This is a genomic window from Pseudoalteromonas maris, from assembly GCF_049257235.1.
Taxonomy (GTDB): domain Bacteria; phylum Pseudomonadota; class Gammaproteobacteria; order Enterobacterales; family Alteromonadaceae; genus Pseudoalteromonas.
In genome coordinates this window covers 81,835-100,350 of the sequence record NZ_JBMMUF010000001.1, presented here as the reverse complement: position 1 = coordinate 100,350, position 18,516 = coordinate 81,835, and the positions used below count along the sequence as shown (strand labels likewise).

Genomic DNA, 18,516 nt, shown 5'->3' with positions numbered 1-18,516 from the left:
AAAACAAACAGCAAAGTTCAACACGCCCTAATTTAATCACAAAAAGAGTCACCCCTTTTTTAAACCTGAGCCGTTGTATTTATAAGCGCAGCAATTTGGTGCGCTGGAGCTTTCAGTTTTAATTCCAATCAGCATAAATGTGTAGTCAGAAACAGCGCTGGATAAATGCTGTGCTAGCAAGGCGAAATTTCTCTTATGTATTGATTCTACAGAGAGAAATTTTAGCAACGTGAGCACGACATTAAGCCCGCTAGAAAGATTAGCAATATAAGTAGATTGGTAAAATAGGGGAATGTTATGGAATATACAATTGAGCATGAACAGAGCTGGTTCAAACCGAGTGTAAAGTTCGCTTTAAGTGCAATTAGTGCTGCCACGATTACACTAGCGACCTTTACCTTTATGGTGTCATTACTTAATCAGCCACAACGCTTTGATAATAATGCAGGCGAAGACATTATTGTGGAAATCATGGAGCCACCGAAGGATTCTGAGGTGATTACGAAAGAAAGGCCGCTCCCACCACCACCTCAACCACGCCCGCAGCAACGGCCAGTAACCACAAGCGTTCCCGATACCGACTCGCCAGTGATTACTTTGGATAGACCCGATGTGAGCACGAACATAAAAGACAGCTTTGATTTTAACCAAGCATCACGATCAGCTGTGACGCCGATTGTTAGAGTGCCGCCTCAGTATCCAACGGCTGCTGCACGTGAAGGCATTGAAGGCTATGTGGTATTGAGCTATGACATTTCTGCCACAGGACAAGTGATTAATGCTAAAGTCATTGGCGCTGAACCCAAACGGACGTTTGATAAAGAAGCACTCAGAGCACTGAAAAAATGGAAGTTTAGTCCAATGGTTATCGATGGTGTTGCCAAAGGGCAAACGGGCCTGCAAGTTCGTTTGGACTTTAATTTGCAGCAATAATGAGGCAAGGCAACAGGAGTACGCAGCAAAGGGTTGCGACTCCTCGCTAAGGAGAGATGATGCTAAAAGCCGTAGCATCTATGCTATTTACACCGAACAGGCAGGATTTTAGCCTGCTTAATAATGAAGCCCTAGCAGAGCTGGCATCGCAAAGCGCAAAGGCGCGAGAAGAGTTGGTAACGCGCTTGAGTGACGATGTGTTGTATTTCATTCAATCGCAATTGCACAGCGTGGAGCATGGAAACTATGCCAAGCGCCAAAGGGCGCTCGATTTGCTTCATGATGTGTGGCTAACTTGGTTGAGCAAACCCCATGCCTTTAAGGTGCAAACGCAAGGGAGCTTTAAGGCATGGCTATTTGCCATAGCGCGCAATAAGCTGATTGATGAGCTTCGCAAAGGTCGCAAGCAATTACCATGGCAAGAATGTGAACATGAACCACAACTGCATGTTGCAGATGATTACGTTACAACGTTAATTAATAGCGCGTCGCAGCAGCAGTTGAGCAGCGCCATTGCGGCGTTACCCTATTTGCAACGTGAGTCACTGACGTTGCAGTTAGAAGGGTTTAGTTTGCATGAGATAGCGATGATTACCAATAGCGAAAAAGAAAGTGTAAAAACGCGTCTGCGTTATGGCAAAGCCAACATTGCGCAAAGTATCAATAAGGGGCATGGTGATGACTGAACAACGAAATGAAAAGCTTACTCAGGCGCACCAAGCGAGTAAGGCACAATCACGGCTTACGGGCTCAGAAAAACGCGATTTGCTCGCGAGTATGGCCGATACTGTAAAGCACAAAAGCGCAATGTCGTGGTGGCACAAAGGGCAATGGCTGGTGGCCTGCACTGCGCTTATTACATTGATGTCGCTCACACTGTTTGAGTATCAATATGACTCGGTGCCACTTTACGACACCGTTGCCTATGAACGTATTGAAATCTTTGATGAAGTCAGTGGCGAGCAACGAGTGCGCGTCTCAGAGCAAGTGCCACATCATCTTTCTAGCATCCATGTGGCGGAGCGACAACTGGCTGAGCAACTTAAGGTGCAAAAGCGTGCGTATAACACAGTGTATGATGAAGAGCCTGTGCGTATCGCGCGATTAGTGCAACATCAAGGCGATTGGCTATTGGCTGACTGTCGCAGACAAGTACTTATCGCGCTTAGCAGTGAATTAGCGCATAAAGTGGTTGATGATGGGCTGCTCAACATAGAAAACGGGGCGATGTTGGCACTGCGCTTTGATAGTACGGGCAAGCTGGTTGCCATTGATAATGCCATTAACGCTGAGCAATGTTAGCGTGTTAAAGAAGGCGTCATTTACCCAGCGCACTGGCTGACTAGGTGCTCCAACGCTTAGCGTTGAGTCGGCTTTATCACAGCATGAAGGGGTGCTGATTAGTATTCGAATGGCAAATCGACTATTCACTGTCAGATTTGATTCAACTCTAGAAATCAAATCTGACAGATAACGTTTAGATTTATTCACGTAATAGTTACTGCAAAGGTGTGTATTCGGCAAGTTCTACTACAAACTGCTCAACACCATCTTTGCCTTTGAACATGCGCACCATCATGTAGTTCATACTTGGTGCAAACCAGGCAATAGCTTGGCGTTTATCGCTATCATACAGGCGCTTAACTATGATTGTTTCGACATTGCCTATTGGTAAGGTGATAGCCTCAGTGCCGACAACTTCAAACATATATTCTCGGGAGTTTCCCTTTTTATCTACGATGGGGTAGGCAAATTTGGTCTCGCCGTTCGCCAAGCCCTTGCGTAATGCAATTTGATATGACAACACATCTTGGAAATCTGCTTTCCACTCGATTTCGATAGGGTATTTAGATTTGTTCGTAAAGACCTGTTGTGCATCATGCTCAAAGCTGACTTTATAGGTTTTATCAGGCCCAGTTCCTTCTCGCTCTAATACATAATCAAGCGGCTTAACATCGCCGTCATGATAGGCAAAACGGCTACTCTCTGTGCGCTCATCAGAAAATATCATCCACTCAATATCGCTGCGATAACTGAGTTTATAAGTACCATCTTCGAGTTGCGCTAATGAGCGCTGAGCTTCGCCATGACGTTCACCTTGGCGCGTTATAAAGTACTTTGCTTGATATTGAAGTAGTTGGGAAGCAGGATGTGCTTGAGGGGCTATTTCTTGCTGTTGTGCTACAGCATGCGAAATAGTGCCGCAGCTAAGTACTGCGGCAAGGAATAATTTAGCTGTCCAGATACGCTTGCAGATCAGCGCCTTGGCTTGGAAGGGTGTTGTTATCGAGCACTGCATAGTTATCTTCCATAGTCAGTCTTTGTTCGCTGAACCATTTGACCACCAACGGATAGATAATATGTTCTTGCGCATGAACCTTTTGTGCCAAACTCTGAGCCGTGTCTCCCTGTTCAATAGGGACGTGAGCTTGAACGATGACAGGTCCGCCATCAAGCTCTTCGGTAACAAAGTGAACACTAACGCCATGCACTTTATCGTTCGCATCTAAAGCGCGCTGGTGGGTATTCAGCCCTTGGTACTTAGGCAACAAAGAAGGGTGAATGTTCAACATTTTTCCCTTAAATTTTTGCACTAAGCCAGCACTTAGAATACGCATAAATCCAGCTAATACAACACAGTGCGGTGAAAAACTATCAATTAGCTCACCAAGCGCTGCGTCATACTCTTCTCGTGAATCGAACGCTTTATGGTCTAAAACCCGAGCTTCGATACCTGCATTTTTGGCGCGTTCAAGGCCGTAAGCATCGGCCTTGTTGCTGATCACTGCACAAATTTCAGCAGGGATTGTTCCTGCTGAAACTGCGTCAATAATTGCCTGCAGGTTAGAGCCACTGCCTGAAATAAGTACAACTAATCTGGCAGGAGTCTGGCCTTGCGTCATTATTGCGCACCACCTGTGATTTCAACTTGCTCTTCACCTGCTGCAGCATCTTGGATTTCACCAATGTGCCACGCATTTTCACCCGCTTCTTTAAGAATGCTTAGGCTTTGCTCTAGTTTGTCTGCAGGAACCACAATCACCATGCCCACACCACAGTTGAAGGTGCGATACATTTCGTGCGTTTCAATGTTACCGTTCTCTTGCAACCAGTTGAAAACTGCAGGCCACTGCCAGCTGTCACCTTTGATAACTGCTTTTGCAGATTCAGGCAGTACGCGTGGGATATTTTCCCAGAAACCACCGCCTGTGATGTGAGAAAGCGCATGAACGTCTACTTGCTTAAGTAGTTCAAGCACTGGCTTCACGTAAATACGTGTTGGTTCAAGAAGGTGTTCGCCAAGCGTTTTGCCTTCAAACTCACTGTTTGTGTCTGCACCTGATACTTCAAGTACCTTGCGTATCAGCGAGTAACCATTAGAGTGAGGGCCGCTTGATGCAAGTGCGATAAGTTGGTCACCTGCCGCTACTTTCGATCCATCAATAATGCCTTCTTTTTCAACAACACCTACGCAGAAACCAGCCATATCGTAGTCGTCGCCTTCGTACATGCCTGGCATTTCAGCCGTTTCACCACCGATAAGGGCACAACCAGAAAGCTCACAGCCAGCACCGATGCCAGTCACTACGTCAGCCGCAGTATCAACATCTAGTTTGCCAGTAGCATAATAATCTAGGAAAAATAGCGGCTCAGCACCTTGAACGATAAGGTCGTTCACACACATAGCAACAAGGTCGATGCCTACAGTGTCATGCTTTTTAAGGTCGATAGCTAGGCGAAGCTTAGTACCGACACCATCAGTACCAGCAACTAAAACAGGCTCTTTATAGCCAGTAGGAAGCTGACATAGCGCACCAAAGCCGCCGATGCCACCCATTACTTCAGGGCGTTTGGTCTTTTTTACAACGCCTTTAATGCGTTCAACAAGGGCATTACCTGCATCAATATCGACGCCGGCATCTTTGTAGCTAAGAGACTGTTTTTGTTCGCTCACAGGGTTTCCTCAAAATTCAATTTAGGGGTTGCTTAGAAACGCCGGGCATTTTACAGCAAATGCCGCGGCTTAGCTAGGAAAAGGAGGACCTTTGTCCTTGTTTATGCGGTTGCTACGATCACTGCACGCAGTGGTGCTGGGTAGCCTTCAATAGTTTTATTAGGATCTTCAGGGTTTAAGAAGTCAGCCAATGACTCATTTTCCATCCAATCGGTACGTCGCTGTTCATCTAAAGATGTTTGGTCGGTATCTACAACGCGAATATCTTTAAAGCCAACACGGCGCATCCACAGCATCAGTGCTTCTGCGCTGGGTATGTACCAAACATTACGCATTTTTGCGTAACGGTCTTCAGGTACTAGCACCGTATTAATGTCACCTTCAACGACTAGGGTTTCAAGTACTAACTCGCCGCCTTTGCGCAGCTGCGCTTTTAGTTGCGCTAAGAAATCGATAGGTGAGCGACGGTGATATAGTACGCCCATTGAAAATACCGTATCAAATGCCTTTAACTCAGGTAGCTGCTCAACGCCCAATGGTAATAAATGTACGCTTGGGTCTGGGGTGTAGTGTTTGATGGTTTGGAATTGGCACAAAAATAAGTCGCTTGGGTCTATTCCCACAACAAGTTCAGCGCCTTCACCGCGCATGCGCCATAGGTGGTAACCTGAGCCACAGCCAATATCGAGCACTTTGCGCCCTTGCAAAGGGCTGATATGCGGCACTACGCGATCCCACTTCCAATCACTGCGCCATTCTGTATCAATGTCGATGCCGAACAATGAAAATGGCCCTTTTCGCCAAGGCATAAAGCGCTTGAGCAAATGTTCAAGCTGTTTACGTTGGCCATCATTTATATCGGTGTCGGTACCAACACGCACTTCGTTGGCGATATTGACGTCTGAAGGGGTGATTTCAGGTAAATTGTTGAGTACTTTTTGCCATTTTGGCATATCGCCGTGACGGGCCTCGTCTTGCCAGTGTTGTAACTGTGCAGGCAAGGTATTGAGCCAATGACTCAGGTCAGTACAGGCAATATGTCGATAAAACTCGTTAAACCACTGATTCATCTTTATTCCGATTATTTGATTGCAACCATTGAGCAGAAATTAAAGCACTGATACCACACTTGGGTCTGGCTAAAGCCAGTGTCTTTTAAGCGTGCTAAGTGGGTATTAAGTGTATCTGTGCGCATCACATTTTCAATTGCAGTGCGCTTTTGGCTTATTTCAAGCTCGGAATAACCGTTGGCGCGCTTGAAGTCATGATGTAAGTCGATGAGCAATTCATCCACTTCTTGATTTTCACCACGCAGTTTTTCGCTAAGCAATAACACACCACCAGGTTTAAGTGCGTTGTAAATACGCGCGAGCAAAGCTTCGCGTTGCTCTGGTTCGATAAATTGCATGGTAAAGTTCATGGCAATGACCGAGGCATTTTCTAATTTAGTATCGAGAATATCCCCGAGCTCGACCCTCACAGGGACCGTTGAGCGAAAACCTTCGAGGTGCAAGCGACATCGCTCAACCATGGCTTCGGAATTATCAATGGCGATAATCTCGCATCCTGAATGATTTAGGTTACGACGCATACTTAAGGTGACCGCACCCAATGAGCATCCTAAGTCATATAAGTTGCTATTATCCTGCGCATATTTACCTGCTAGTTTTCCCAATGTGCTAACGATGGTGGCATAACCGGGCACCGAGCGTTCGATCATATCTGGAAAAACTTCCACTACTTTGGCGTCAAAGGTAAAGTCTTTTACCTGTTGCTGTGATGCATAAATACTGTCTTTTGCTGACACTTTGCTAAGCTCTAGCTAGAATCGATGGCTGCATTTTATCATTTTTGTTCGCGCAGTGGAGGGCTTTAGTTACTTAATCTTCTGTGACAAAGCGGCAACAATCTTGTGTAAACCTGCTATTCTTATATTTATCGTTATAAAACAAGCGTTAATGTGAGATTTAATCGGCTTGTTAGTGAACTTTAGCACGTAACCACACAGCAATAAGCAAGATTCAGCGAGAGCGCACATGAGTAAAAATAAAGTAATTAGCACAGAAGATATTCTTTCCACACTTTGCCGTTCAGTTACGGAAGTGTTGTCTTCTGCTAGTGGCAACAGCATTAGCTATTCGGCGATGGTACAAAAAATAACACGTACCTGCATGCGCCCCGATATTGGTTGCTTTGTATTGTTTGATGGCGGATTCACCGGCTTGGTAGTAACCAATTTTACGCAACAGGCGGCAATGGAAATTTACGGTGATTACATGAACAACATGGGCATGCCACCAGAAGAGCTGGCGAAAAGCCATTTGTCGGACGACGTTGCTAATGTGCTCGGTGAATTAATGAATCAAATAGTGGGTGATTTCACTAACAAAGTCAGAGAGCAATTACATACCTCCATTACGCAGAATCAGCCAAAAATGATGGCCATCAACAAGCAAGTGCAAATCTCTGTCGATACAACAATGGATAGACCTCAAGCGCGACGAGTGACATTCACCACGCAAAATCAGAACATCTTTTATCTTGAGCTCGCAATGGACAAAACTGAGTTCATCAAACTGCATGATTATGATATTGCGGATACCGTTGACCCCGATGACATCATCGCTGACACAAATAAAAAACGTCAGGACCAAGCGGCCGCCGCTCCCGATGTTGACCAAGATATCGATGATGATTTTATGGAAAATTTAGGCTTGTAAGCTTACAACAAGCTGGTTTGCTGATTAGTCTCGCCAGGGAAGGGAGCTAATACACTATGGTCAAGGCCGTTCAATGTGTGCAAATCGCGCATAAATTGGCGTGCAAGTAATGGCGCTCCGTCATTATCTGCTGTATGTAAAAATACATAAGGCTCTTTCCCTTGCTCTAGCCATTGGGCAATTTTCTTTAGCCATGGTTGGTAAAATGACTGGTATTCATCTTCAAGCCCTGCGGTTACAAAACGCACGATAGGACGCTGCCCAAATGCGATTGCGTGCACAGGTAAATGCGGCTTTTTCTTTTGCGCATCGATGATTGCATCATTATAAGGCGTAACAGCGAATAGGGCGCGCGTATCCATTGACACTCTATCTATCCCTTTATCATGACAGAAGCGATTGAAAGTCTGCTCGTTCAGTGATTTGTCAAAAAACTGAGGATGGCGTACTTCAATACTGTAGTTTAGCTCTGCGGGTAATTTTGCCATAAAAGCCTGCAACCGACCCAGATGCTCAGGAGCAAAACTTGCAGGAAGTTGCAGCATCAGGGAACCGGTTTTAGCAAACAACGGCGACATTAAGTCCAACCATGTATTGATCGCTTGTTGGTCGACACTCAGCGCAAGGTCATGGCTAAAACGTTTAGGGAATTTAAAGGTAAAACGGAATGACTCCGGCGTTGAGTCATGCCAGCGTTGCACTGTTTGCACGTTAGGGTCGGCATAAAAGGTGGTGTTGCCTTCTACTGAATTAAAAACACGCGCGTATTCACTTAGCATCTGCGCACGTTGAGTGCCCGGTGCAAATAAGGAGCCTTTCCACGCATTGTTTGCCCATTGCGGGCAACCTAAGTACAGCATTGTCAGTTTGGTTCAAGTTATTTAACGATATACGGCAATGCTAACACACAATCTTCTCTCTCAATGGTGAATAAATAGCCAACAAGTTGTTTGCTTCGTGACATTGACCACCGTTTTTATATAATTAGCGGCAATTTATTTGCCTCTGCGTGCAATTAGCCCACGCCTTTACAATTAAAACAGGAATATTATGCGCTCTATATATTGCGGACACTTGAATAAAAGCCATGTCGACCAAGAGGTTACTCTTTGTGGTTGGATCAACAAACGCCGTGATTTAGGCGGTTTGATCTTCGTTGACGTGCGTGACCGCGAAGGCCTAGTGCAGGTTGTATTTGACCCAGAAGTAGAAGGATTGATGGATGTAGCGAACAAACTACGCCAAGAGTTCTGTGTGCAAATCAAAGGTGTGGTACGTGCGCGTCCTGAAAGTCAAATCAACAAAGATATGGCAACGGGTGAAGTTGAAATTCTTGGTACTGGTTTAGAAATTATCAACCGCTCTGAGGCGTTACCGCTTGATTTTAATCAACAAAACTCAGAAGAGCGTCGTCTTAAATATCGATACCTAGACCTTCGTCGTTTAGAGATGAGCGATCGCATCAAACTACGTGCAAAAGCGTCAAGCTTTGTGCGTCGTTTCCTTGATAGCAATGACTTTTTAGATATTGAGACGCCAGTACTTACTAAAGCGACGCCTGAAGGTGCGCGTGACTATTTGGTACCGAGCCGTGTTCACCACGGTAGTTTTTATGCGCTACCGCAATCACCTCAGCTATTTAAGCAGCTGCTGATGATGTCTGGTTTTGATCGCTACTACCAAATCGTTAAATGTTTCCGTGATGAAGATTTACGTGCTGACCGTCAGCCTGAATTCACACAAATCGATATCGAAACGTCATTCATGAGCTCTGATGAAGTGCGTGCAGTGACGGAAAAACTTATCCGTGACATGTGGCTTGAACTACTAAACGTAGACTTAGGGCAATTCCCAGTAATGGCTTACGAAGAAGCGATGCGTCGTTTTGGCTCAGACAAACCAGATCTTCGTAACCCAATGGAACTTATTGATGTTGCTGATCTTGTTAAAGACGTTGAGTTCAAAGTGTTCTCTGGCCCGGCAAATGACGAAAAAGGTCGCGTAGCAGTACTTACTGTGCCAGGCGGTGCGGCGTTGTCACGTAAACAAATAGATGAATACACTAAGTTCATTGGCATCTACGGTGCTAAAGGTCTTGCATGGATGAAAGTGAATGACCGTGAAACAGGCGTTGAAGGTGTGCAATCACCAATCGCTAAATTCTTAAACGAAGAGGTGATAACCGCACTACTTGAGCGCACCAATGCACAAACTGGAGATATCATTCTATTTGGTGCAGACAGCCGCAATGTCGTTAATGAAGCGATGGGTGCATTGCGCTTGAAGATTGGTTTAGACCTTGAGCTAACCGACCTGACAAAATGGGCACCACTTTGGGTTGTTGACTTCCCAATGTTTGAAGAAGATGACGAAGGTAACTTACATGCTGTACACCACCCATTTACAGCACCAAAAGGTGTAAGCCCTGAAGAGTTAGAAGCAAACCCTTCAGGTACACTATCTGATGCTTACGATATGGTACTAAATGGTTATGAAGTGGGTGGCGGTTCAGTGCGTATCCACAACAGTGCAATGCAAGAAGCAGCGTTCCGCGTGTTGGGTATTGATGCACAAGAGCAACAAGATAAGTTTGGATTCTTACTTGATGCCCTCAAGTACGGCACACCACCTCATGCAGGTTTAGCTTTTGGTTTGGACCGTTTAGTGATGTTACTGTGTGGTACTGATAACATCCGTGACGTGATTGCTTTCCCGAAAACGACGCAAGCATCGTGCTTGATGACAGATGCGCCAAGCAATGCTAACCCAGATGCACTTAAAGAGTTGGGGATTGCTATCGCACCTAAAGCAACACAAGAGCAGGGTGAATAACAGTTAAGTGTTCACCCATTACTCGTAAGAAGCGGCCTTGGCCGCTTTTTTCATGCCCATCACCTTTACACTGGTCATCCATACAGTTACCATTATCCTCAGCGAAAACAATAATAAGGTATGTGAGTGAGTATCATTTTGGGGATAGATCCCGGCTCGCGATTCACAGGTTACGGTGTCATCCAGCAGCAAGGACACAAATTTGCCTATTTGGGCAGTGGCTGTATCAAATTAGGCGATAACCCTTTCCCTGAGCGATTGAAAATGATTTTTCAAGGAGTGACTCAGCTCATCAGCCAATTTAACCCTGATTCATTTGCAATAGAACAAGTGTTCATGGCGCACAATCCAGACTCAGCATTGAAGTTAGGACAGGCGCGTGGTGCGGCAATCGTTGCTGCTACTATGGCAGAGATATCAGTGCATGAGTATTCTGCGCGTCAAGTGAAGCAGGCGGTTGTTGGTAAAGGGGCAGCTGAAAAAGCACAAGTACAGCATATGGTTAAGCATATATTGAAGCTACCTGCGACACCGCAAGCAGATGCCGCCGATGCACTCGCTATTGCCATGTGTCATGGCCACTCACAACAAAACTTAATCAAATTAGCCGGTCAAGCACGCAAAACAGTGCGTGGTCGGTTACGATAACTGAGGTCACAATGATAGGAAGAATTCGCGGTGAATTAGTAGAAAAGCAACCACCAGAAGTGCTGATAGATGTTGCTGGGGTAGGGTATGAAATTAGCTTACCGATGAGTTGCTTTTATGCACTGCCTGAGTGCGGCGAGCAAGTGACCTTGTTTACGCATTTTGTGGTTCGAGAGGACGCACAATTGTTGTTTGGTTTTAATACTAAAAACGAAAGGGCATTATTTCGCGAGTTACTTAAAGCCAATGGTGTGGGGCCTAAACTCGGCCTAGGTATTTTATCTGGGATGTCAGCGGAGCAATTCATTCATTGCGTGCACAATGGCGACGCCAGTACCCTAGTTAAGTTGCCTGGAGTTGGTAAAAAGACTGCAGAAAGATTAGTGTTAGAGATGAAAGACCGCCTCAAAGATTGGGGGCCAGACTTATTCACACCGTACACAGATGCGGCGGCATTATCCTTGGCTAATGGTGATGCACTGGTTCATGGCGGCAGTGCGCAAGATGATGCCATTGCTGCGCTTGAAGCGTTAGGATATAAAAATACTCAAGCCGTTAAGTCGGTTAAAGCGGTGGCTCAACAGAACATGAGCTCCGAAGATATGATCAAGCTTGCGCTCAAAGCAATGCTCTAACGAGAACATACATGATAGAAGCAGATAGACTGATAGAACCTCAGCAGCAAGGTAATGAAGATGTAGTGGATAGAGCTATTCGTCCTAAGCTACTTGATGATTACCACGGTCAGCCGCATGTGAAACAGCAAATGGAGATCTTCATTGAAGCGGCGCGCTCGCGCAGTGAGGCTTTGGATCATTTGTTGATATTCGGACCTCCTGGATTGGGTAAGACTACGCTTGCAAATATTGTTGCAAACGAGCTTGATGTCAGTATTAAAACGACCTCAGGACCGGTGCTAGAGAAAGCGGGAGATTTAGCTGCATTACTGACAAATCTTGAGGCACATGATGTGTTGTTTATCGATGAAATACATCGTATGAGCCCACACGTTGAAGAGATTTTATATCCAGCAATGGAAGATTATCAGCTTGATATCATGATTGGCGAAGGGCCTGCGGCGCGGTCGATTAAACTTGATTTACCGCCTTTTACTCTTATTGGTGCCACAACCAGAGCCGGCTCTTTGACCTCACCACTTCGCGACCGGTTTGGCATTGTGCAACGTTTAGAGTTTTATAATGTTGACGACCTTGCCGCAATCGTTAAACGATCAGCGATGCATCTAGGCCTAGAGGTAGATGAGCAAGGTGCCTATGAGGTGGCCAAACGCTCTCGAGGCACGCCAAGAATAGCCAATAGATTACTTCGTCGTGTACGAGATTTCGCTGAAGTCAAAGGTGACGGAAAAGTGTGCGTCGATATTGCATCACAAGCACTAGATATGGTCGATGTTGATAAAAGTGGGTTTGATTACATGGACCGTAAATACCTACTCGCCATTATTGAAAAGTTTATGGGCGGTCCAGTTGGGTTAGAAAACCTTGCTGCGGCGATTGGCGAAGAAAAAGAAACGATAGAAGATGTGATTGAGCCTTATTTGATTCAACAGGGATTTATTCAACGTACCCCCAGAGGACGTATTGTCTCTGATCACGCTTATGCACACTTTGGCTTACAGAAGTCACAATAGCTACACTTGCCACACATAATTTAGTAAAAGCCGGACGTTTGTTCGGCTTTTACTTTAACTAGCCAAATGTTCGCTAGTGATTCACAGCGCATTAAGATTCAGCTTATTAGCATCAAAGCGACTTACATAAGCAAATTTCAGGCAAAAAAAAGCCCGCAAAGATGCGGGCTAAACAACAAGTTGAAGGAAGTAAATCCAAAACACATCAACTAATAGACGTTTGAAGCTGTTAGCTGATGGTGCGAGGTGGGGAATCAGAAACCACCTCTTGAACTGTGCATAAGAGCCTTAGTTGGTTGCGCTAGCTCAGTACGGGGAGAATATTAAAGCGCAACGCGGTTTTATTCAAACTAGAAAAATTATTTTTTTCGGATAAAAAAAACTAATAACGAATAAAATTTTAATGATGCTAATTTAGTCACTTTGTATTAGGCGTAACTTTCTAATACATGAAAAATATAGATTTTTTAAGTTTTGTTCTTTTTTTGTTCTATTAGAATTACTATTTTTTAACTTTTGCCGCCAAGGGGAAATGAAAGCTTATGCGGCAAATTTGCATAAAACAGATATTTTTTGAACTTAATTGGGGTTTGAGAGGCCCAAAAAAACACATAAAGTTGTAACCTAGGCGGGCGGGTGTGTCATTCACCTGCGCATATAGTCAATTCATGGCAAGGCCATTGTCAGCGCTATAACGACTGGGTACACTAAAGCTCATTATGTCGCGTACTGTAATCAGTATCGATATGGTTATTAGTAGTAAACTGCGCTCGGGGAGAAAAGACGTGGATTCAGGGTTAAACTTTTTTGATCTTATTTTAAAAGCGAGTGTGCTAGTTCAGCTCGTGATGCTCACATTAGTGGCGTTGTCAGTTATTTCGTGGGCCATTATTATCCAACGTCGAAAAACATTGAGTAACGCGCTTAATAATGCAAAAAAATTCGAAGCGCGCTTTTGGTCTGGTGTTGACCTGTCTAAACTTTACAACGAAATTTGTGCACGTACTGTGCAAACTGAAGGCATGGAATCAATTTTTAGCTCAGGCTTTAAAGAATTTGCCCGCTCTAAAAAATCTTCATCCTCGGTTGGTGCAGTCGCAATAGACGGCCCACACCGCGCAATGCGTGTAGCGCTGTCGCGCGAAGTGGAAAAGTTAGAAACTGGCGTGCCGTTGCTGGCCACGATAGGTTCAATTAGCCCGTACATCGGCTTGTTTGGTACGGTGTGGGGGATCATGACCGCATTTATCGCTTTGGGTGAAGTAAAGCAAGCGACATTGCAAATGGTTGCTCCCGGTATTGCCGAAGCATTGATTGCAACAGCAATGGGTTTGTTCGCTGCGATTCCAGCGGTAATCGCATACAACCGCTTTGCGACTAAATTGGAAAAAATCGAGTCGTATTACGCCAACTTTATGGAAGAGTTTGCCAATATTCTACACCGCCAAGCAATCACCCAAGAGGTAAGAAGCCATGTATCAGCGTAAGAAACGCCGTGCGGTCGCTGAGATCAACGTAGTTCCTTACATTGACGTCATGTTGGTGTTGCTGATCATCTTTATGGCAACGGCACCGCTGATCACCCACGGTGTGAAAGTGCAACTGCCAAAAATGGAGACATCAGAGCTCATTGAGACTAAGGATGCACCGCCGATAATCGCATCCATTGATGCAGACGGAAAATATTATGTGAGTGTCGGTGCTGACCCTGAAGCGCCAATGGAAGCGGTGGATGTCGCTGCTGTGATCAAGTTAAAACTTGAACAAAACCCAGAGACACCAGTGATGATCAAAGGTTCTGGCCAAGTCAGTTATCAGGAAGTATTACGCCTAATGGACTTTTTGCAGCGAGCAGGGGTGCCAGAGGTCGGTCTGATGACGGAGTCATTTGAGGATTAATATGCAGCAGTTCAAAAAGCCGCTCATCATATCGCTGGTTTTGCACGTGGCTTTGTTATTAGCCATTGTTATTGCTTCTTATTTAAAGCCCTCAGCCCCTAAAGTGCTGACGGTGAGCCTCAATCCGCCAAGCAATGAAGAGACCCCACCTAAAGCTGTTAGTGCTGTTGCCGTGAATCAGGAAGACGTCAATAAACGCATCGAAGATTTACGCAAACAAGAGGAAGCTAAAAAGCGTGCTGAGCAAAAGCGAATTGCAGAGCTAGAGCGTCGTGCTGCTGAAGCAAAGAAAAAGCGTCAAGCGGAAGCTGAGCGTATCAAAAAGCTTGAGCAACAACGCAAAGCCAAGGAGCAAGAGCGCAAGAAAGCCGAAGCTGAGGCGAAAAAAGCCAAAGAGCGTGAACGCATAGAACGTGACAAGGCGAAAAAAGCACAGCAAGAAAAAGAAGCTGCGGAAAAGGCAGCGAAAGCGGCCGCTGAAAAGCGTCGCAAAGAGGAAGAGGCTGCTCAAAAAGCTGAGGAAGAACGCAAGCGTAAAGAGGCCGAGGCTAAACGCAAAGCTGAAGAAGCCCGTCAAAAGGCTTTGGCAGAGCAATTACTGCAAGAACAGCTAGCAGCAGAAGCCGCTGTGCGAGCAAAGGCGCGTCAGCAACAAGTCATGTCTGAGGTAGACAAATACCGAGCCCTGATTGCTAGTCGCATTCAGCAAAACTTGTTGTTGGATGAGAGCTATCGTGGCAAAGAATGCCGATTAAACATTAAACTCGCATTCAACGGCTTGGTCACCAGCGTGAGTTCACTCGGTGGTGACAGACAAGTGTGTGAAGCTGCCGTGCGCGCAGTTCGTCGTGCTGACACTTTGCCAGTATCACCTGATCGCGACGTATTTGAAGAATTAAAAAATATTAACTTAACCGTTATTCCAGAGTTTTAGGGGAAAATTATGCTTAAGGTATGCCGAAATATAGCGGTAACTTTTTTGGCGACGATAAGTATGTTTACACATGCAGCGTTAGAAATCGTCATTACCGAGGGTGTTGATAGCGCTCGTCCAATCGCGGTTGTGCCTTTTACCTACAAAGGTACAGGGGAGATGCCGTTGCGCATCAGTGAAGTCATTGCTGCTGATTTGCGCCGCAGTGGTAAGTTTAAACCCATTGCTGAAATAGATATGCCGCAGCGCCCTGCGAGTGATGCGCAAGTGGATCACAGTGCATGGGTTGAGCGCGGCGTTGAAGCGATTGTTGTTGGTTCAGTTGAACAACAGTCAGCGGGTCGTTACTTGGTTAATTTTGAATTAATTGACGTGTTGCGTGGACAAATCACCGGTGGTCAAACGCGAGTGTTGCAAAACGGTCAGTTAGTGCAAAGCGAAGATCATGTGTTAGATGCACGCCAAACTGTTATCCCTGCGGGTAGCTTCCGTCGTTATGGTCATCGTATCAGTGATGTGGTTTACGAGGCACTGACAGGTGAGCGCGGTGCATTCCTAACAAAAATTGCCTATATCATCGTTCGTGAAGATGAGCCGAAGCCTTATCAGTTGGTAGTTGCAGACTATGATGGCTTCAACGAGCAGGTGCTCCTGCGCTCAAAAGAACCTCTCATGTCACCTTCGTGGTCACCAGATGGCAATAAATTAGCCTATGTAACGTTTGAAAATCGCCAAAGCCAGATTTTTGTACAAGATATCTACACTGGTCAACGTCAAATTATCACTAGCCATCCAGGTATTAATGGGGCACCAAAGTTTTCGCCAGACGGTACTAAATTAGCCATCGTACTATCAAAAGATAGAACGGGCGCGACAGAACTGTATTTATACGACTTAATGACTAAGCAAGAACGTCGTTTGACGCGCCACCGTAGTATTGATACAGAGCCGACGTGGCACCCAAATGGCAAAGACATTTTCTTTACCTCTGAAAGAGGTGGTAATGCACAGATTTATAAGTTAAATTTAGACTCGGGCCGAGTAAAACGTATGACGTTCGACGGCGATATGAACCTAAATGGCTCAGTGACACCCGACGGCAAGCACCTTGTCGTGGTGAACAGAACGTTAGGTCGATACCATATCGCGAAAATGGATCTTGAATCGGGCAATTTCCATGTGTTGACTCGGACTCGATTGGATGAGTCACCCAGTATTGCACCGAATGGTTCTATGATCATTTACAGTACAATGCACAATAATAAAAATGTATTGGCGTTAGTTTCGATGGATGGACGCTTCAAAGCGCGCCTACCTGTACTCAATGGACAGGTTAAATCGCCATCTTGGTCACCATTTTTATAATTCGCTCAGGGTGTAGTCAGCTTTGAACGCATAAACTTGCAGTTTATGTACATAGCTTACTATAGTAAGCAAAATTGAAAATCAGGTGATGGTTTCACTTAATTATAATAGGAATCTACTCAATGCAACTTAATAAACTATTAAAAAGCCTGCTTGTCGCTGTGCCAGTAATGACGCTAGCTGCGTGTAGCTCTTCATCAGACCTTGATGAGGGTCAAGCAAACGAAACAAATCAAGTTGAAACCCAAACAACTGAGACTGTTGAAGTTGAAACAATTCAACCGGTAGAAACACCAGAAGAAAAAATGCGCAAGCAAATTGAAGCGCTACGTCAACAGCAAATCGTATACTTCGATTTCGACCGCGCTACAATTCAAAGCCAGTACGCAGAACTGCTTCAAGCACACGCTCAGTTCTTAGTACAAAACCCATCAGTGAAAGTACTTATCGAAGGTCACGCTGATGAGCGTGGTACTCCTGAGTACAACATCGCACTAGGCGAGAGCCGTGGCCAAGCGGTTGAGAAATACCTAATGAGCCTTGGTGTGAGCGCTAACCAAATGTCTGTTGTGAGCTATGGCGAAGAAAAGCCTATGATCAAAGCACGCAACGAAGAAGCGTTTGCTAAGAACCGCCGTGCGGTATTGGTATACTAATCTGACTGAAGAGTAATGATGAAGCCGAAACTTATTTTGGCAGCCTTACTCATGAGCGGGAGCACCCATGTTTGGGCTGCTCCCGCTCCTGTTTCTGAGGCAACTGCCAGCGAATCAAGCATAGAACAGCGACTAAGCCGCTTGGAGCAACTGATGCAAACGCGCAATTTGCTTCAGGCTAATTTGCAACAGCAATTGGATTTACTTCAAGACGAAGTGAGTCAATTACGCGGTATCACCGAAGAGCACAGCTACAAGCTTGAAAAAGTATTACAGCGCCAGCGTGAACTATATCAAGAGATTGAAGAGCGTGTTAGTGCCGCATACAGCCAGCAACCAAGCTATGACAGCCAATCAGCCACAACAGCTGTACCAACGGTTGATAACGAGGTTACACAAACGCCTGTAAGCTCCGATGTGTCAGAAAACGATGCCTACGACAAGGCAGTTAAGCTTATCATGCAAGATAAGCGCTACGATGCTGCAATCCCTGAATTCCAAGCATTTGTAAAAGCGTACCCAAATTCAGTGTATGTGCCTAACGCGCATTATTGGTTAGGGCAATTACTTACGATTAAAGGGGACACGGCAGGCGCTAAATTCCACTTTGAAACTGTGGTTAACCAGCACGCAGATTCAACTAAGCGTCCTGATGCATTACTTAAGTTAGCAACACTTGAACAACAGCAAGGTCAACTTGCTCGCGCCAAGCAATTGTTTAATGAAGTAATTACACAATATCCTGATAGCACAGCTGCAAAACTCGCTGCAGATCGTGTTAGTAAGATGTAGCAAATTTTGCTAGTTGTTATGTTTTAGACTGCTTTATCGCAGAAGCGGTCTAAAATTAAGCAACTAACAGGAAAAACTAAAAAAAACCGAGTATTTGTGTTGCACTTGGATTTTAAATAAGTATTATAAGC

20 protein-coding genes are annotated in these 18,516 nt (G+C 45.2%); 14 read left to right on the top strand and 6 right to left on the bottom strand.

Annotation, left to right across the window (positions count from 1 at the left end; genetic code table 11):
- Positions 1-297: 297 nt before the first annotated feature.
- The 3 genes from AAEU32_RS00515 to AAEU32_RS00505 are packed head-to-tail and all read left to right on the top strand — an operon-like array spanning position 298 to position 2,235.
- The gene (locus AAEU32_RS00515) at positions 298-933 is read left to right on the top strand and encodes an energy transducer TonB (protein WP_421968589.1); all 636 of its coding nucleotides are present in this window, start codon (positions 298-300) and stop codon (positions 931-933) included.
- Between the two features lie 59 nt (positions 934-992).
- On the top strand, positions 993-1,619 hold the full coding sequence (locus AAEU32_RS00510) for an RNA polymerase sigma factor (protein ID WP_421968588.1): 627 nt from the start codon (positions 993-995) through the stop codon (positions 1,617-1,619).
- Positions 1,612-2,235 (top strand): hypothetical protein, encoded by a 624-nt coding sequence (locus AAEU32_RS00505; RefSeq protein ID WP_421968587.1) that lies wholly within the window; start codon positions 1,612-1,614, stop codon positions 2,233-2,235. The genes AAEU32_RS00510 and AAEU32_RS00505 overlap by 8 nt, the downstream gene beginning before the upstream one ends.
- 196 nt (positions 2,236-2,431) lie before the next feature.
- On the opposite strand, the gene AAEU32_RS00500 is transcribed toward AAEU32_RS00505, so the two are convergent.
- From AAEU32_RS00500 to cmoA, 5 genes are all read right to left on the bottom strand, one after another.
- Entirely contained in the window at positions 2,432-3,232 is an 801-nt protein-coding gene (locus AAEU32_RS00500; RefSeq protein ID WP_421968586.1) for a DUF3108 domain-containing protein, read from the bottom strand.
- Positions 3,165-3,836: a phosphoribosylglycinamide formyltransferase gene (gene purN, locus AAEU32_RS00495; protein ID WP_421968585.1), complete on the bottom strand. Its 672-nt coding sequence runs from the start codon at positions 3,834-3,836 to the stop codon at positions 3,165-3,167. The genes AAEU32_RS00500 and purN overlap by 68 nt, the downstream gene beginning before the upstream one ends.
- On the bottom strand, positions 3,836-4,888 hold the full coding sequence (gene purM / locus AAEU32_RS00490) for a phosphoribosylformylglycinamidine cyclo-ligase (protein WP_421968584.1): 1,053 nt from the start codon (positions 4,886-4,888) through the stop codon (positions 3,836-3,838). The genes purN and purM overlap by 1 nt, the downstream gene beginning before the upstream one ends.
- 101 nt (positions 4,889-4,989) lie before the next feature.
- The gene (gene cmoB, locus AAEU32_RS00485; protein WP_421968583.1) at positions 4,990-5,958 is read right to left on the bottom strand and encodes a tRNA 5-methoxyuridine(34)/uridine 5-oxyacetic acid(34) synthase CmoB; all 969 of its coding nucleotides are present in this window, start codon (positions 5,956-5,958) and stop codon (positions 4,990-4,992) included.
- Between the two features lie 11 nt (positions 5,959-5,969).
- Complete coding sequence (cmoA, locus tag AAEU32_RS00480; RefSeq protein WP_421968582.1) at positions 5,970-6,695, bottom strand: carboxy-S-adenosyl-L-methionine synthase CmoA; 726 nt, start codon at positions 6,693-6,695, stop codon at positions 5,970-5,972.
- A gap of 229 nt (positions 6,696-6,924) precedes the next feature.
- On the opposite strand from cmoA, the gene AAEU32_RS00475 reads away from it, so the two are divergent.
- Entirely contained in the window at positions 6,925-7,608 is a 684-nt protein-coding gene (locus tag AAEU32_RS00475; protein ID WP_421968581.1) for a DUF3334 family protein, read from the top strand.
- Positions 7,609-7,610: 2 nt separating this feature from the next.
- Here AAEU32_RS00475 and AAEU32_RS00470 read toward each other — a convergent pair whose 3' ends face one another.
- Positions 7,611-8,468, bottom strand: coding sequence for a DUF72 domain-containing protein (locus tag AAEU32_RS00470; protein ID WP_421968580.1), 858 nt, complete (start codon positions 8,466-8,468; stop codon positions 7,611-7,613).
- Positions 8,469-8,658: 190 nt separating this feature from the next.
- On the opposite strand from AAEU32_RS00470, the gene aspS reads away from it, so the two are divergent.
- From aspS to ybgF, 10 genes are all read left to right on the top strand, one after another.
- On the top strand, positions 8,659-10,440 hold the full coding sequence (gene aspS, locus AAEU32_RS00465) for an aspartate--tRNA ligase (RefSeq protein WP_421968579.1): 1,782 nt from the start codon (positions 8,659-8,661) through the stop codon (positions 10,438-10,440).
- A gap of 126 nt (positions 10,441-10,566) precedes the next feature.
- Positions 10,567-11,088: a crossover junction endodeoxyribonuclease RuvC gene (ruvC, locus tag AAEU32_RS00460; protein WP_421968578.1), complete on the top strand. Its 522-nt coding sequence runs from the start codon at positions 10,567-10,569 to the stop codon at positions 11,086-11,088.
- An 11-nt stretch (positions 11,089-11,099) separates the two neighbouring features.
- Positions 11,100-11,723: a Holliday junction branch migration protein RuvA gene (gene ruvA / locus AAEU32_RS00455; RefSeq protein WP_421968577.1), complete on the top strand. Its 624-nt coding sequence runs from the start codon at positions 11,100-11,102 to the stop codon at positions 11,721-11,723.
- Between the two features lie 11 nt (positions 11,724-11,734).
- Complete coding sequence (ruvB, locus tag AAEU32_RS00450; protein ID WP_421968576.1) at positions 11,735-12,739, top strand: Holliday junction branch migration DNA helicase RuvB; 1,005 nt, start codon at positions 11,735-11,737, stop codon at positions 12,737-12,739.
- Positions 12,740-13,524: 785 nt separating this feature from the next.
- Positions 13,525-14,226 (top strand): protein TolQ, encoded by a 702-nt coding sequence (gene tolQ / locus AAEU32_RS00445; RefSeq protein WP_421969039.1) that lies wholly within the window; start codon positions 13,525-13,527, stop codon positions 14,224-14,226.
- Positions 14,213-14,638: a protein TolR gene (gene tolR, locus AAEU32_RS00440; protein WP_421968575.1), complete on the top strand. Its 426-nt coding sequence runs from the start codon at positions 14,213-14,215 to the stop codon at positions 14,636-14,638. The genes tolQ and tolR overlap by 14 nt, the downstream gene beginning before the upstream one ends.
- Position 14,639: 1 nt before the next feature.
- The gene (gene tolA / locus AAEU32_RS00435; protein WP_421968574.1) at positions 14,640-15,572 is read left to right on the top strand and encodes a cell envelope integrity protein TolA; all 933 of its coding nucleotides are present in this window, start codon (positions 14,640-14,642) and stop codon (positions 15,570-15,572) included.
- Positions 15,573-15,581: 9 nt separating this feature from the next.
- Complete coding sequence (gene tolB, locus AAEU32_RS00430; protein ID WP_421968573.1) at positions 15,582-16,937, top strand: Tol-Pal system beta propeller repeat protein TolB; 1,356 nt, start codon at positions 15,582-15,584, stop codon at positions 16,935-16,937.
- 122 nt (positions 16,938-17,059) lie between these two features.
- The gene (gene pal / locus AAEU32_RS00425; RefSeq protein ID WP_421968572.1) at positions 17,060-17,593 is read left to right on the top strand and encodes a peptidoglycan-associated lipoprotein Pal; all 534 of its coding nucleotides are present in this window, start codon (positions 17,060-17,062) and stop codon (positions 17,591-17,593) included.
- An 18-nt stretch (positions 17,594-17,611) separates the two neighbouring features.
- Positions 17,612-18,385, top strand: coding sequence for a tol-pal system protein YbgF (gene ybgF, locus AAEU32_RS00420; protein ID WP_421968571.1), 774 nt, complete (start codon positions 17,612-17,614; stop codon positions 18,383-18,385).
- The last annotated feature ends 131 nt before the right edge of the window (positions 18,386-18,516 follow it).